This is a genomic window from Streptomyces sp. NPDC004838, from assembly GCF_053600955.1.
The window spans coordinates 1-14,253 of the sequence record NZ_JBSGAW010000025.1 but is presented as its reverse complement, the minus strand read 5'-3'; the positions used below and the strand labels follow the sequence as shown (position 1 = coordinate 14,253).

Here is a 14,253-nt window from a genome sequence, read left to right as displayed (position 1 = left end):
GCCCAACAATCGCGGCTCTGCCCGTGGGACCACGCGTCCCCCAGACACACCCCTCGCAGACCCGCGCGGCGTCCGTCGCGAGGGCAGCCCGTGCAGATGAGGGCCCGGAGGAAGTCAGGGCCGCACCGCACAGCGCATGGCATACTTAAAGTATGGCCACTCGGAAGATCACCATCACCGTGCCGGAAGAGCTGGTGGAATCGATCAAGGAACGCGTTGACGCGCGCGGGGTATCCGGCTACATCGCCGCCGCCGCCGCCCATCAGGACGCCATGGACCGATTGCGCGAGTTGGCCGAACGTCTCGAAGAAGAGCACGGCACCGTCACGGACGACGAGCAGCAAGCAGTGCTGGACCGTATCGCCGCCATCGACGGATGGCATGACGAGCGGCGAGCGGGTTTGGACGAGGTCGCGTGAGCCGCACCGCCCGAGCGAAGCTGCACCCGCCACGACAGCGCGTCTTCGTGTTCGACTCCGAGGCGCTCTCCAAGGCGGTTGAGGGCGATCGGGAGATGACCGCGCTGGTCAAGACGGCTCCGCGGCTGGACATCCCGATCGTCACCTCGGCGCTCACGACCTTGGAGGCGTGGGACCCTCGCGTAACGTCGAGACAGGCGCTGTGGAACTGGACGCTGTCCCGGATCCGCATCGTGCACACGGACGACCAGGTGATCACCATGGCGCGCGACATGCTGAAAGCAGCGGGCCTGCACGGGCACAAGTACGCCATCGACGCCGTTCTGGCGGCTGTGGCCGTGCGGGAAGCCGTGCGGGGAGTTCAGGCGACCGTCTTCACCTCCGACACCGACGACATGGATCGACTCCTCTCAGGACACTCCGTTCGAATTGAGAAGGTCTGACGACACTCCGCCCGTACCTCACTGCGACCACTCTCCGGCTTCCCTGAGCATCCCGGGCCCTCGTCGGACAGCAACCACTGGCACGTACTCAACCCACACTGGGACGGGAAGCACCGTGAACACACGAGAATCACGGAGGAGCGTTTCCCTGGTCAGGCACACTGTGGCTGGTATTTCCGCAGGCCACAGCCCCGCCCGAAAACCCCCTAAAGCGGGTGTCGCAGGTTCGAATCCTGCCGGGGGCACCAACGCAAAGACCCCGGACCGATCACGGCCCGGGACCTTTGACATCTACCTGACATCAACGACCAAGGTCATCGACGACCGCGCCGCCTTTGGCCTCCTGCGTAAACCGGTCCCGCTCCGCTCCTGAGGACTTCCGCCCAAGCCCCCCAAGGCACTGGTCACGGCCCAAAGGAGTGGGTCACTCGCCGCGGGAAGGACCCGGATGCTCCATACGGGAGAGCCAGGTCGTGAGCAGCGTTTCGAGTGACTCGGCCTCGGCGGGCGTCAGCAGATCCAGCAGGCGGCGTTCATTGCGCATGTGGTCGGTGAACGCCCGGTCGATCAGTTCACGTCCAGGTCCGGTCAGGGCGACGATCCGGCCGCGTTGGTCGTCGCCGGAACGGCGGCGGGTGACGAGTCCGGCCCGCTCCAGGCGGTCGATTCTCTTCGTCATCGCGCCCGTGGTGACCATGGTGTGCGCGGCGAGTTCACCGGGTGCCCGCTCGTGAGGATCCCCGGCGCGGCGCAGCGCGCACAGGACGTCGAACTCGCCCTCGCTGAGGCCGTAGTGGCCGTAGACGAGGCCGAGTTCCCCGGCGAGTCGGCCGGCCAGGCGGTGCAGCCGTCCGATCACTCCTTGCGGGGTGATGTCGACGTCGGGGCGCTCGCGCCGCCACTCCGCCTGGATGCGGGCGACGCGGTCCATGGGTTCACCGTGCTCCATGCACCCATAATAGCTTCCTGGGAAGTTATATTAGCTTCCATGGAAGCTAATATGCACTGGGCGGCACTGACCGCGGTCGCGCCGGTGGCCTGGGGAACCACCTACTTCGTCACACACGAGTTCCTGCCTGCCGACCGCCCGCTCTACGGGGCCGCCCTGCGGGCCCTGCCCGCCGGTCTGGCCCTACTCGCCCTGCGCGGACGGCGACCGCGCGGCGCGTGGTGGTGGCGGTCCGCGGTGCTCGGGCTGCTCAACATGAGCGTGTTCTTCGTCCTCGTCTACACCGCCTCCCAACTGCTTCCGACGAGCGTCGCCTCGACCGTCATGGCGGTGTCCCCGCTGACGATGATGCTCATCGCCTGGCCCCTGGTGTCCGAACGGCCCCGGCCCGGCCACCTGGCCTGCGCCGCGATCGGACTCGCCGGGGTCTGCCTCATGCTGCTCACGGGAACGGAGGGGGTGAACGTGCCAGGAGTCCTCGCCTCGGCCGCCGCCCTGCTGGTGTCGTCCTTCGGGCACATCCTGGCCAAACGGTGGAGCGCCGACACCGACGTTCTCGCCTCGACCGCCTGGCAGCTCACCGCCGGAGGCCTGTTCCTGCTCCCGGTCGCCGCAGCCCTGGAGGGCCCTCCGCCCGCGCTCTCCACGCCGACGCTCCTCGCGTTCGGCTACGTCACCCTTGTCGCCACCGCGCTGGCCTTCAGCGCCTGGTTCACCGGACTGCGGCACCTGCCGGCAGGAACCGTCGGACTGATCGGGCTGCTCAATCCCGTCACAGGCGTACTGCTCGGCACGGCCGCCGCCGGAGAGACGCTGACCGTGCAGCAACTGTGCGGACTGGTCCTGGTCTTGGCCGGAGTCTTCCTGGGCCAGACCAGGCGCGCGGGCCGACACGACAGCGCTCAGGCACCTCCCCACCCGGGAGCCGACGAGCGTCCCGCGGAGGCGCCCCGCACACGCAATCCCCTATGAGGATCAGATACGTGGGCGGGGCTCCGGCACAGACATAGGCGAGGGCGAGTGAAGTCCCGCGTCTCACCACGCCGCTGAGGACCGGCCGTCGAACAGTTCGCGGAAACCCTGGGCGACGATGCCTCGAAGCTGAGGCGCGGGGGCCGTCGTGCCGGGCCCGCGCCCTGATTCAGAGGCCGAACTCCTGCGGGGACACGCCGAGCGCCGCGCACGCTTCCCGCAGGACCTGCTCCTCTGCGGGAGCGATGTAGCCGTCCGCTCCGGCGACGACGAAACCGGTCTGCACGACCGCCTTGGCCTCCACCGGCTTCTTCGCCGCCTTGGCGATCTCCCGCAGCACCTCGGCCTTGCCCTGCTGGAAGTTGAACGTCAACTGGTCGACGTGCTTGTTGAACCGCTGCCGCAGCTGCTCGGGCGGGAAGTTCCGCAAGACGTCGTTCTGCAGGATCAGTGACTCCACATGCTGCCGCTCGGCCGGGTCGACCGACCCGTCAGCGGCGGCCACCAAGGCGCACATGGCCATGCTGGCGTCCCGGTACGAGCCGCTCTTCAGCTCGGTCTTGAGGGAGCCGAGCTGGGACTTGAGCAGGCCGACGAGCTGCGCCTTCGATCCCCCGCCGGTCCTGGCCCCCGGCTGTCCGTGGCCGCTGGAACTCCGCGCACCCTGTGCCTGCTGCAGACCCTTGGCCTGGTCCTTGATCCGGTCCCACATCGCCATCCGTGCCCCTCGGCTGCCCGTTCGTCCGTCCGCGCGCGTCCCGCACGTTCTCTGTGGTAACGCCTTCGCGCCCATCGAAGTTCCACGGCCGGCAGGGCTGGTGGGCCCTTCGGTCGCCGACGGCCGACGGCCGGCTGCCCCTTCTGTCGCCGGCCGGCGTGCGCGGTGGAGTCAGCGCCTCCGGTGCCGGTCGGGTCAGCGACTTCCGGCGGCGGTGCCAGTGCCGGTGGCCGGGGCGGTGGCGGACCGCCCGGTCCAGTCGCTGACCGCCTGGTTCACGGTGGAGAACCGCGCACCGTGCTCCTTGGCCCGGCGGATGATCCGTTCCAGGATGCGGATGCGCCCGGCGCGGCCGATGGACTGGGGGTGGAAGGTGTGGGTGTACACCCCGTGCGGAACCTCCTCCGCCATGAAGTCCAGATCGCCCAGCCAGCGGTTGGTCAGCCCTTCGACGTCGGTGGACGCGGGCATCAGCATCGGCGGAGCGAGGGCGAACTCCATGAAGGGGAAGTCGTCGAGGGTCCAGGAGACGGGGACCTCGACCAGATCCAGCTCTCGTCCGAACTCCACGGCCCGGTCACGGTGGATGACGTCGCCGGTACGGCAGCGGTACAGCTCGAAGTCGTGTCCCATCATGCTGCTGTCGTAGGTGAACCCGAAGTCGGTCAACAGCCGTGTGGAGTTCGGGGAGAGATCGAACGCGGGCGACCGGTAACCGGACGGGCGGACTCCGAGCACCCGGTCGAGGGCTTCGAGTCCGCGCTCCAACACCTCGGACTCGGCGGCTTCGTCCAGGCTGGTCGGCCCTTCGTGGGCGTAACCGTGGTGGCCGATCTCATGGCCCGCGTCGCGGATGCGCTTGCACACGTCCGGGTAGGTGTCGACGTCCAGGCCGGGGATGTACCAGGTGGACGTGACTCCTTCGCGCTCCAGCAGATCGAGGATGCGCGGGGTCGCGACGTTCGCCGCGAACTCGCCGCGTGAGACGTACGTCGGCGTGGACAGGCCCATGGTGCCCAGCCAGACGGAGATGGCGTCGAAGTCGAAGGTCAGGCATACGGTCGGCTTGGTCATGGCTGCTCGTCTCCTTGATCGGGATGGTGGGTGGCCGGTCGATCGGGATGGTCGGTGGGTGGCCGGGGCGGGCTCAGTGGGAGGGCCAGGCCCGGTAGCGCTCCGCGCGTCGGCGGCGGTCCGCGAAGGTCGTCGCGGCGCCCGTCTTCCGGTTCTCGGCGAGCCGCTGGAGATCGACGTCGGCGACGGCGACCGCGTCGACGTTGGCGGTGGTCTCGGCGAGCACCCCGTTGTCGGGCCAGCCCGCGTCGCACGGGCCCAGGACCGCGCTGCGCGCCCAGGCTCCGGGCCAGGGCCCGCGTGCGGGGCCGGCGACGCCGGAGTGCACGGTGTAGATCTGGTTCTCGATGGCGCGGGCGGCGGCGCAGTGACGGACGCGCCAGAAACCGGCCTCGGTGAGGGTGAGCGAGGGGACGAGGACGATCTGCGCACCCTGCTCGGTGAGTGACGCCGAGCATTCCGGGATCTCGGACTCGTAGCAGATGTTCACGCCGACGACGCCGAAGGGAAGTTCCACGACCGCCATGTCGTCTCCCTCGCCGATGTCGAGGGAGAATTCGAGCGGGAAGAGATGGGTTTTGGCGTGCTCGTGCAGCAGCGCTCCGTCCGGCCCGAAAAGAGGGGCGACATTGAGCAGCCCGCCGTCCCCGGTGCGGACCAGGTGCGAACCGGCGAGGATGTGCTGCCCGCGCTCCGCGGCCTCGCGGGCCATGAGTTCGCGGTAGCGGTCGGCGAACCGTACGGTCTCGACCAGGGGCTCCAGATCCACGGCGTCACGCCAGCCGGAAACGGCCGTCATGAGTTCGAAGGTGACCAGTTCGGGCAGCACGACGAGATCGGCGCCGGCCGCCTGGTCGAGCAGTTCCCGAAGGTGTGCGGCAAATTCCTCGAAATCCGCGACTTCACGGAACGCTGAAGTACAGCTGGCGATTCTGGGCATCGAGCCTCTCCTTGGAGTCCGGTCGGTGCCCGCATGCTGTCAGCGAAATCGTCCGGATTCGTCGGTCGGATGACCGACAAGGCGGCAAATCGGTCCGCGGTTACGATGGCCTGGTGAGCACGTATCCGCCTCGTTTGTCCGAGGTGATCGCCGTGGTTTCTCGCACGGGCGAGATCCGGGAGCGTCATCGCGGCGAAATCACCGTGCCCGCCGGCCTTTCCCGCTATCTGCGCACAGCGGCACGCATCGAACTGTCCGCACCCGTGCGTTTCGCCTGGGACACCGGTCCCGACCCGGCGGCCCTCCCCGGAGAGCCCGATGCGGACCGTCCCCGGATCCTGCGCGTCCGTATCGAACCCGCCGGGCGGCCGTCCGGCGGCTGCCATGTCGAGATCCGGCCGTTCTCACCGGAGGAACGTTCCGGACTCACCGGACGTGAACTACAGGTCCTGACCCTGATCGCCTGCGGACTGACGAACCCCGCCATCGCCGCCCGCCTGGCGGTCTCCCGGCGTACGGCCGCCACCCACGTCGAGCGGCTTCTGCACAAGCTGGGAGTCACCAGCCGCGCCGCGGCGACGGCGATCGCGCTGGACCGGGACCTGTTCACCCTCCCGGTACGGGGCGAGCTGGCGGGCTTCCCGACGATCGGCCCGCTGAGGCTGGAGGCGGCGGTACGCGACGCCTCCGGGAGCCCGTCCGCCCCCGCCCCTCCACGACGCCGAATCACGACCTCGCGCCCCTTGGTGATCGGCGCCGTCTACCCCTCCGCCGGGGACTGGTTCGGTGACGGCCGCCAGATGGAACAGGGCGCCAGACTCGCCGTGGACGAGATCAACGAACGCGGCGGTGTCGCCGGCCGCCGGATCGAGCACATTCCGCTCCGGGTCGACATCCAGGACGGCCGGGCGATACAGCACGCGATCGAACGGCTCGTCGGCGAGGACGTCGACGCGATCACCACCGGATACACGCTCCAGCGGTCCCGCGATTCGCTCAGTGCCCAGTTCCTCCCCGCGGCCTCGGCGGGCTCGCCGCTCCTGCACCATTCGACGTCGGCGAGCGCCGCCGATCTCATCGCCGACGAGTCCGGCACGTTCAGCAACGTCTTCCAGGTGTGCGGCCGGGAGAGCGTGTACGGCATCGGCTTCGTCCGTACGCTGACCGCATTGCGCGACTCCGGCGCGTGGCGCCCGGCTTCGAACCGCCTTCTGGTCTTCGACACCGACGACACCGATATGACGACGTTCACCCCGTCCGCGATGGCGGCGGCCGAGCGAGCCGGATGGCGGCCGGCCGTCGAACACATCAGCTCCTTCTCGCCGGACTGGACCACCGCCATCGGGAAGATCCGCGATCTGGACCCCGCCGCCGTCATGATCGCCCAATTCGCCACGGCCCAACTGGTGGCCTTCGTACGCGAATTCCGGCGCGATCCGTCGGACGCCCTGCTGTACGCCCTGTACTCGCCCTCGATTCCCCAATTCCTCGACCAGGCCGACGGCCGCGCCGAGGGGATGCTCTGGGCGACCGTCAGCGGGCTGTACGCCGATGCTTTCGGCCATGAATTCGAGCGACGGTTCCTTCAGCGCTTCGGGAGCACATCCGGATTCTCCAGCGCGGGAATTCGCTACGACATGATCCACCTGCTGGCCGCCGCGTGGTCGCAATGCGATTCACCGCATGACACCGAAGAGGTCAACCGCGTACTGCGCCGCATCGTCCATCGCGGGGTCAACGGCTCCTACCACTTCGGCTCCCGCGACCAGACCAACCTGGTCTACCCGGATCAGACGACCGACCCGTCCATCGCGCAGGCGCACCTCGTGTACCAGGTCCAGGACGGCAACCACCACATCATCTCCCCCGCGCCGTACGCCACCGCGCCCTTCCGCCCGACGGTCTGAGACCGGGGCCCGCCCGACGGTCTGAGACCGGAGTTCGTACCGCCGATGCCGCGACCCGGTCGCGGAGTGCGGGCACCGGCGACACCGACGCAGACGACGCCCCGTCCCGGTGCGCGCAAGCGTGGACCGCGTACCCGACGACGACAGGGCGCTGATCGCCGTACCCGTGGACAACACACGGTGCTCTCCGGATCCGTGGACGACGCACAGTGCTCGCCGTACCCGTGTGGTCGCAGGGCCGGGTATGAGGCGGCGGCTCCGCGATCCGGTTCTCGTTCCCGGTGATCAAACGCTGTCCAAATGCCCCGTTGGCTAGCGTCCGCGTTCGACCGATCAGCAAGGAAGGGACAGTTCATGGGCGTCATGAACCGGAAGGGGAGCGTTCTCGCCATCGCGGTGGCCGGGGCGTTGATAGCCACGGGGGTCACCCAGGCGGTGGCGACGCCACCCTCGGGGCCCGATCTGAGGGCGGACGTCAACCGCGACGGCCGGGTCGACGTGCGAGGCGACTCGGACACGGCCGGGGAGGACACCTGGACGACGGCGCGCGGGGCGATCCTGCTGCCCAACGTCGACGACGACACCAAGCGCTGTCCCTTCACGGACGCCAAAGGCAAGCCGTTGACGGATGCCGAGCTCGCGGCCTGCCACGACGCCTCGGACGACATCGTCAACGGCGCCCAGGACGCCCACGACCTGGCCCGACTGCGCAGCGTCCCGCGCCCGGGCACCCCGAAGGGTGCCACCGGCACCGTCAAGTCCGTGGGCCCGGGTGCGTCCAAGGCGCGGCTGTTCGTCAAGCGCGACGGCCGCTGGGTCCACCTGAAGCCCACCGACAAGCTGTCCCGGTCCGAACTGCGGGCCGGTGTGGAACTGGGCATCGAGGCCAAGGACGTACGCCGCAACGCCGCCGCCTGGGACGGACGGGTCACCATCCGCTTCACCGTCTCCCACAGCGGATCGTCCGCGTCCGACGACGTGACGATGCGCGTCGCCCCCGTCCTCACCCACCACCACCTCCAGCAGGTACAACAGGTGATGGTCAAGGAGCTGTCCGGCACCGACCGGTACGCCGAGGTCCAGCGCAAGTTCGTCAAGGATCTGGCCAAGCAGGTCAAGGCGGCCGGGATCGGCAAGCCCCTCAAGAAGTTCACCAAGGATGGGGTCGACGTGTGGGTGCAGGACTTCTTCGAGCCGGGCTACGCGACCATGCCGGGCCCGGACGGTAAGCCCCGGGCCATCCGGGTGATGATCCGCTCGGCGCAGCCGGGACGGGACTCGGGCCGGGAGCTGTACGAGAAGGTGCGCGGCCCCGGCGTGGGCGTCATGCAGGTCGACGGGGTGCGCGACATCGAGGGCGGGACGCTGGACTCCATGGGCAACCTGGAGACCATCCCTCCCCACACGCACAAAGGCAAGAACTACCCCGTGGGCCGGATCATCATGGGCCACCAGCCGGACATCGGCGACAAGCCCGCGAAGGCGATGAGTGACTTCCTCTCGGCCCAGGGAATGCAGTCACCGCTGCTCCTCGACACCTCATGGCTGCACGTGGGCCATGTCGACGAGTTCATCCAGTTCCTGCCCGCGAACACCCCGCGCGGCTGGCGGGTCGGAGTGGCCGACCCGCAGGCGGGCATGGAACTGCTGCGCAAGGCCCAGCGCGAAGGACACGGCGGCACCAAGATGTTCTCCGTGGGCGGCTCCGGAGACATCCCGGCCCCGAAGGAGACCATCGACGAGGTGCTGGCCTCCAGCAGGTTCGCGGCCGACAACAAGCTCGCCGCCGACCGCATCAAGGCGAACCTGGACATCATCAAGCGCGAGACGGGCATCACCGACTCCGAGATCGTCCGGGTACCCAGCCTGTACGCCAAGCTGGGCCTACTCGACGTGCCGAGCGGACCGAGGACCAACAGCCGCGGGCTCGTGCGGATGGGCCCGGATATGACAGGACCCATCAGCCGGCGCTACGAAGGGAAGAAGCAGTCCCAGGGACAGCGCCAGACACCGCCGATACCGAACCTCCCCTGGACTGCCTCCTACATCCCCGGGGCGGTCAACGGTGTCGTGCTGAGCCCGAAGCACTACCTCGCACCCAAGCAGTGGGGACCGGTGATCAACGGCAAGGACATCTTCACCCACGCCGTCACCACGGCCTACCGCAAGGCCGGATTCAAGACGATGTACATCGACAACTACTACAGCTACCACTGGAATTTCGGCGAGGTGCACTGCGGGACGAACACCCTGCGTGAGATGTCCGCCTGGTGGCCCGGCCGGCGGTGACGGTCGACCGCGCCGCCGTCCGCGCGCCCGGCCGCCGTCCCGTACACCGGGGCGGCGGCCGGGCTCCGCGACGTCAACAGCCGTACGCCGCCGGCAGCGTGACCCGTACGGTGAGGCCGCCCTCGGGCTTGGCCATCGCCGTGACCGTCCCCCCATGTGCGCGGACGACCGCCCGTACGATCGCGAGTCCGAGGCCGTGTCCGCGTTCGCTGCCGACACGCGGCTGAGCACGGTAGAACGGTTCGAAGAGCCGGTCCACGACATCCGGGTCCACCACGGGCCCGGTGTTGTCCACCTCCAGAACCACCCGCTCCCCCGCTTCCGCCACACGCACCCGCACCGTGCCGTCCGCCACGTTGTGCCGTACCGCGTTGTCCAGGAGGTTGCGCACCATCTGCCGCAGCAGCGCGAGGTTTCCCCGGACCTCGCCATCCCCTTCGGCCACCGCGGCCAGGCGCACACTCCCCCCTTCCCGCTCCCCGGCCTCCTCCTCGACGAGCCCGGCCAGGGTCACCGGTTCGGGGTCGTACTCCACCTGCTCGACGCCGGCCAGCCGCAGCAGTTCCTCGACGATCCGGATATTGCGCTCGTTGGTCTCCACCAGCATCGGGACCAGCTCCGCCAGTTCCTCCTTCGAGGCGTCGGCGGCGGCCATCTGCAGGATGGCCCGGGTCGTGGCCAGGGGGGTGAGCAGTTCGTGCGAGGCGTTGGCCGCGAACCTCTGGTGTGCGTCGAAGGACTCCTCAAGGCGGGCCAGCGTGGTGTCGAAGGTGTCGGCCAGTTCCTTCAACTCGTCCTGCGGACCCGCGGCGTTGATCCGGTACGACAGGACTCCCTCACCCGCCTTCGCGGCGGCCCGGTTGATCGCGTGCAGGGGGGCGAGCAGGCGCCGGGAGACCAGCCAGCCTCCGGCGAGCCCGACCGCCGTCACCAGCAGCACCCCGGTGACGGACACGGCGAGCACGGCGGACCAGACGTCCTCCTTGGTACGGATCAACCCGCTTTCGTCGAGCCCCCGGACATCCTCCAGGGCGTACGTCGGGTGCGTCTCGCCCACGTCCCCATCCCTCGGGGTGGGCCCCGGTATGGCCGTGGCGAGGTCGTACTCCGGCACGTAGCGGATACCGACATAGATGATCGCCACCATCAGCGCCGCGCACACCGCGAGCGCCGAGCCGAAGCCGAGAAAGAGGCGCAGATGGATACTGAGTCTGCGGGACCGCGCCCGCGCCCCCCGCCGGGCGGGCAGTCTCACTCGGTCCCCAGGTAGTAGCCCGCGCTGATCGCGGTGTGCACCAGCCGCGGTTCGCCGAGTTTCCTGCGCAGGGTGTGCACGACGAGGCGTACGGCGTTGGTGAGCGGGTCGGCGTGGGCGTCCCATGCCTTGTCGAGCAGGTACTCGGCGCTGAGCACCCCGCCGTCGGCACGCATCAGCAGCTCCAGTACCGCCAGTTCCTTCGGTGTGAGCCGGATCTCGGCGCCGCCGCGTGTGACCCGTCGCCGGTGGGTGTCGAAGGTGACGTCGGCGAAGGTGAGGACCGGGGAGTGGGCCATGGGACTGCGGCGGTACAACGCCCGCAGCCGGGCCACCAGTTCGGGGAAGTCGAAGGGCTTGGCCAGATAGTCGTCGGCCCCCAGACCAAGACCCTCCACCTTGTCGCCGAGGCGGCCCGCGGCCGTCAGCATCAGGATGCGGCAGTCGAGTCCCTCGGCGACGACGCGACGGCAGACCTCGTCGCCGTGCACACCCGGCAGGTCACGGTCGAGGACCACCGCGTCGTAGTCGTACACGGCGAGCCGCTCCAGCGCCTGCTCACCGTCGTGCACGACATCGACCGCTATGGCCTCACGGCGCAGGCCCATCGCCAGGACCCGCGCCATGTACTGCTCGTCCTCGACCACCAGTACGCGCACGCGCACCCGCCCTTTCCGGCCCGCTGTGAATTTCCGGACATCGCACGGCGCGCCCTCGCGGAGTTGCACCGTATTCCCGTCATTTCGTTCCGCCACGTATATCAGATGCCGTATGTGAACCGTGTATGAGAACCGGATCCTCGCCCCAGCCGGGGAAACGCGGCCAAAAGGCCGTACTGACTAGCGTCTTCGCCCATGAACTTCTTCAAACGGGCGTGGTGGCGCCTGACCGGCTACCTGGGGAAGACGGCGATGCTCGTCGGTGTCTTCTTCGTCATCTGCACCTTGGTCCTGTCCGGATTCCTGATCCAGTCCGCGGCGGCGCGGGCGGCCGAGGACGCCAAGCAGCGTGTGGGCGCCGTGGCGACCATGCGGTTGGACCCGGAGGCCCTGTCCCGTTCCGGGAAAATGGGGAGCGGGCCCGACGGCAACCAAGCGGGAGTAATCGGCCCCGCCGGCGATCTGCCCCGTGCCGTGGCCGACAAGATCTGCGAGTCGTCCGTGGTGGTGAGGTGCAACTACAAGACGGAAGCCGCCGCATTCCCCTCGGAGAGCACTACGAAGAACTACCGGCAGCCGGGCGCGGGCCCCATCGATGAAAACTCCGATTACTTCACGGTGGAAGGCATTCGTGACCAGGAAGGGGTCTCGGTATTCCGCAACGGCGACGCCAAGGTGACCGCCGGAAGCGGTATCCGCCCCAACAGCAAAGGCAACGCGGTCGTCATCGAGCAGCGGCTGGCGAAACTGAACGGCGTGAAGGTCGGCGACACGCTGCGCCTGAGGGCGAGCCCACCGCCGCTGCCCGGCGAGGAGCCCAAATACACGGTCCACAACTTCAAGATCATCGGGATCTTCAAGAGCGACGAACCCGCCCCCGGACCGAACATGCCCTCGGGCCTGCACGCCGCGAACCGTGTGTATGTCACCGCGGACGGTGCCACCAAGCTCCGCGTCAGCGGTGAGAGGGCCAACAAGGGCATCGTCAGCGAGGCGACCTTCACCTTGTCCAACCCGGCCGATCTGGCGCCCTTGAAGAAGGACGCCAAGGCCGCGGGCGCGGATCTGGAGATCTTCCCGCTGATCGTCAACGACAAGCAGTACCGGACCCTCGTCGGACCCATCACCAAGACCGCCGACTTCGCCACCGTCACCGTATGGCTCGTCGCCGTCGCCGGCACCGTCATCCTCGCGCTGATCGTCGCCTCCGCACTGCGCGAACGCCGCACCGAACTGGGCATCCTGCTCGCGCTCGGCGAGCGCAAGCCCCGGCTGCTCGGCCAGCACCTCACGGAAGTCGTCGCATGCGCCGTCCTCGCCGTGGGACTCGCCTCCGCGTGCAGCGGGTTCCTGTCGCAGGCCATCGGCGACCAACTCCTCGCCAGCGAAGTCTCCTCGGCCAAGGACGAGGCCAAGAACCAGCCATCAGGCGACAACGGAACCCTGCCCATGGGCGGTATGGCACCGGAGCCCGAGTCCGAGGTCGAACCGATCGACTCCATGTCCGTCCGGCTCGGCCCCTCCGACATCGCCAAGGTCGGCGCCACCGGACTCGGCATCGCGGCCCTGGCCACCCTCGTCCCCGGCAGCCGTGTGCTGCGCCTGCACCCCCGCGAGATCCTCACGAAGGGCGAGTGACATGAGCGCACCCCTCCTGGAACTGACCGACATCACTCGCACCTACCAGAGCGGCAACCGCCGACGCGTGGTCCTCAAATCCGTCTCCTACACCTTCGAAACGGGCCGGATGTACGCGGTCGTGGGCCCCTCCGGCTCCGGTAAGACGACCCTGCTCTCCCTGGCCAGCGGCCTGGACTCGCCCACCTCGGGCACCATCCGCTTCCAGGGCCAGGACGTCGCCGAGCTCGGTCTCGGCCGCTACCGCAACCGGCACGCGGCGACCGTATTCCAGTCCCTGAACCTGCTCACCTATCTGACCCCGACGCAGAACATCACCTCCGCCATGGAGATCACCGGAGTCAAGGGAAGCCGCAGAAAGCGGCGCGCCGCCGAACTGCTCACCCTGCTCGGTATCGAGGCGGCGGACCACAACCGGCGCACCCTCCAGCTCTCCGGCGGGCAGCAGCAGCGGGTGGCCATCGCCCGAGCCCTCGCCTGCGAGGTCGACATCCTCTTCGCCGACGAGCCGACCGGCAGTCTCGACCAGGAGACGGCCGGCGACATCATCGAGGTGTTCCGGAAACTGGCCCACGACGACGGCAAGTGCGTCATCGTCGTCACCCACTCCAAGGAGGTCGCGGACGCCGCGGACGAGGTGTTGCAGCTCAAGCGCGGCAGGCTGACCCGCCAGAGCTGACGATACGTCATCCTGCGGGTCCCGCCACCACCCCCGCAGGGCCAAGGCCACCGCGGACTGCCCTCGCCATCGCCCGTGCTCACAGCCACATGGCCAACTCGGGTGATCCTCTTCACCGCGGTGGCCGTCATCCTCACCGACTGGACCGAACGGCAGGACATGTTCGTGCGCGTCAAGAACCGGAAGGGGCTCGCCCTGGCCACAGCCGTGGCCGGGGCACTCATAGCCACCGGTGTCACCCAGGCGGTCCCCCGTGCCGCCGCCCCCCCGCGGGGGGGGCGGCCGCGGGGTGGAGGCGGAACACCCCCCCC

General features: G+C 68.9%; 14 protein-coding genes. 8 read left to right on the top strand and 6 right to left on the bottom strand.

Going from position 1 to position 14,253, the window contains the following annotated elements:
* Positions 1–152 precede the first annotated feature (152 nt).
* On the top strand, positions 153–419 hold the full coding sequence (locus tag ACWEFL_RS25705; protein ID WP_451716780.1) for a hypothetical protein: 267 nt from the start codon (positions 153–155) through the stop codon (positions 417–419).
* Positions 416–862, top strand: coding sequence for a hypothetical protein (locus ACWEFL_RS25700; protein WP_451716778.1), 447 nt, complete (start codon positions 416–418; stop codon positions 860–862). The genes ACWEFL_RS25705 and ACWEFL_RS25700 overlap by 4 nt, the downstream gene beginning before the upstream one ends.
* Before the next feature lie 424 nt (positions 863–1,286).
* Here ACWEFL_RS25700 and ACWEFL_RS25695 read toward each other — a convergent pair whose 3' ends face one another.
* Positions 1,287–1,811, bottom strand: a complete 525-nt coding sequence (locus tag ACWEFL_RS25695; protein WP_451716776.1) for a MarR family winged helix-turn-helix transcriptional regulator — start codon at positions 1,809–1,811, stop codon at positions 1,287–1,289.
* 51 nt (positions 1,812–1,862) lie between these two features.
* Here ACWEFL_RS25695 and ACWEFL_RS25690 point away from each other — a divergent pair, with 51 nt between their 5' ends.
* Positions 1,863–2,783, top strand: a complete 921-nt coding sequence (locus ACWEFL_RS25690) for an EamA family transporter (protein ID WP_451716962.1) — start codon at positions 1,863–1,865, stop codon at positions 2,781–2,783.
* 169 nt (positions 2,784–2,952) lie between these two features.
* Here the strand turns inward: ACWEFL_RS25690 and ACWEFL_RS25685 are convergent, their stop codons facing one another.
* The 3 genes from ACWEFL_RS25685 to ACWEFL_RS25675 all read right to left on the bottom strand — a co-directional run bounded on the left by ACWEFL_RS25685 (position 2,953) and on the right by ACWEFL_RS25675 (position 5,515).
* A complete protein-coding gene (locus ACWEFL_RS25685) occupies positions 2,953–3,501 on the bottom strand; it encodes a tellurite resistance TerB family protein (RefSeq protein WP_451716774.1) in 549 nt (182 codons plus the stop codon).
* A gap of 195 nt (positions 3,502–3,696) precedes the next feature.
* Positions 3,697–4,575, bottom strand: a complete 879-nt coding sequence (locus ACWEFL_RS25680) for a polysaccharide deacetylase family protein (protein WP_451716772.1) — start codon at positions 4,573–4,575, stop codon at positions 3,697–3,699.
* Positions 4,576–4,648: 73 nt separating this feature from the next.
* A complete protein-coding gene (locus ACWEFL_RS25675) occupies positions 4,649–5,515 on the bottom strand; it encodes a nitrilase-related carbon-nitrogen hydrolase (protein WP_451716770.1) in 867 nt (288 codons plus the stop codon).
* 113 nt (positions 5,516–5,628) lie between these two features.
* Between ACWEFL_RS25675 and ACWEFL_RS25670 the strand changes: the two genes are divergently transcribed.
* Together ACWEFL_RS25670 and ACWEFL_RS25665 are read left to right on the top strand one after the other, a co-directional pair.
* The gene (locus tag ACWEFL_RS25670) at positions 5,629–7,422 is read left to right on the top strand and encodes an ABC transporter substrate-binding protein (protein ID WP_451716768.1); all 1,794 of its coding nucleotides are present in this window, start codon (positions 5,629–5,631) and stop codon (positions 7,420–7,422) included.
* A 354-nt stretch (positions 7,423–7,776) separates the two neighbouring features.
* A complete protein-coding gene (locus ACWEFL_RS25665; protein WP_451716767.1) occupies positions 7,777–9,711 on the top strand; it encodes a protein-arginine deiminase domain-containing protein in 1,935 nt (644 codons plus the stop codon).
* A gap of 73 nt (positions 9,712–9,784) precedes the next feature.
* Here the strand turns inward: ACWEFL_RS25665 and ACWEFL_RS25660 are convergent, their stop codons facing one another.
* Both ACWEFL_RS25660 and ACWEFL_RS25655 read right to left on the bottom strand, forming a co-directional pair.
* Entirely contained in the window at positions 9,785–10,966 is a 1,182-nt protein-coding gene (locus tag ACWEFL_RS25660) for a sensor histidine kinase (protein ID WP_451716765.1), read from the bottom strand.
* A complete protein-coding gene (locus tag ACWEFL_RS25655; protein ID WP_451716763.1) occupies positions 10,963–11,625 on the bottom strand; it encodes a response regulator transcription factor in 663 nt (220 codons plus the stop codon). The genes ACWEFL_RS25660 and ACWEFL_RS25655 overlap by 4 nt, the downstream gene beginning before the upstream one ends.
* Positions 11,626–11,820: 195 nt before the next feature.
* Here ACWEFL_RS25655 and ACWEFL_RS25650 point away from each other — a divergent pair, with 195 nt between their 5' ends.
* The 3 genes from ACWEFL_RS25650 to ACWEFL_RS25640 all read left to right on the top strand — a co-directional run.
* Entirely contained in the window at positions 11,821–13,263 is a 1,443-nt protein-coding gene (locus tag ACWEFL_RS25650; RefSeq protein ID WP_451716762.1) for an ABC transporter permease, read from the top strand.
* A 1-nt stretch (position 13,264) separates the two neighbouring features.
* Complete coding sequence (locus tag ACWEFL_RS25645) at positions 13,265–13,942, top strand: ABC transporter ATP-binding protein (RefSeq protein ID WP_451716760.1); 678 nt, start codon at positions 13,265–13,267, stop codon at positions 13,940–13,942.
* Between the two features lie 75 nt (positions 13,943–14,017).
* Positions 14,018–14,253: hypothetical protein (locus ACWEFL_RS25640; RefSeq protein ID WP_451716758.1), on the top strand; the 236-nt coding region annotated here is incomplete at its 3' end.

What these genes read in the sequence shown, in the direction of transcription:
- ACWEFL_RS25705 (WP_451716780.1), top strand. Translation starts at nt 153, where the DNA reads ATGGCCACTCGGAAGATCACCATCACCGTGCCGGAAGAGCTGGTGGAA.
- ACWEFL_RS25695 (WP_451716776.1), bottom strand. Translation starts at nt 1,811, where the DNA reads ATGGAGCACGGTGAACCCATGGACCGCGTCGCCCGCATCCAGGCGGAG.
- ACWEFL_RS25690 (WP_451716962.1), top strand. Translation starts at nt 1,863, where the DNA reads ATGCACTGGGCGGCACTGACCGCGGTCGCGCCGGTGGCCTGGGGAACC.
- ACWEFL_RS25685 (WP_451716774.1), bottom strand. Translation starts at nt 3,501, where the DNA reads ATGGCGATGTGGGACCGGATCAAGGACCAGGCCAAGGGTCTGCAGCAG.
- ACWEFL_RS25680 (WP_451716772.1), bottom strand. Translation starts at nt 4,575, where the DNA reads ATGACCAAGCCGACCGTATGCCTGACCTTCGACTTCGACGCCATCTCC.
- ACWEFL_RS25675 (WP_451716770.1), bottom strand. Translation starts at nt 5,515, where the DNA reads ATGCCCAGAATCGCCAGCTGTACTTCAGCGTTCCGTGAAGTCGCGGAT.
- ACWEFL_RS25665 (WP_451716767.1), top strand. Translation starts at nt 7,777, where the DNA reads ATGGGCGTCATGAACCGGAAGGGGAGCGTTCTCGCCATCGCGGTGGCC.
- ACWEFL_RS25650 (WP_451716762.1), top strand. Translation starts at nt 11,821, where the DNA reads ATGAACTTCTTCAAACGGGCGTGGTGGCGCCTGACCGGCTACCTGGGG.
- ACWEFL_RS25645 (WP_451716760.1), top strand. Translation starts at nt 13,265, where the DNA reads ATGAGCGCACCCCTCCTGGAACTGACCGACATCACTCGCACCTACCAG.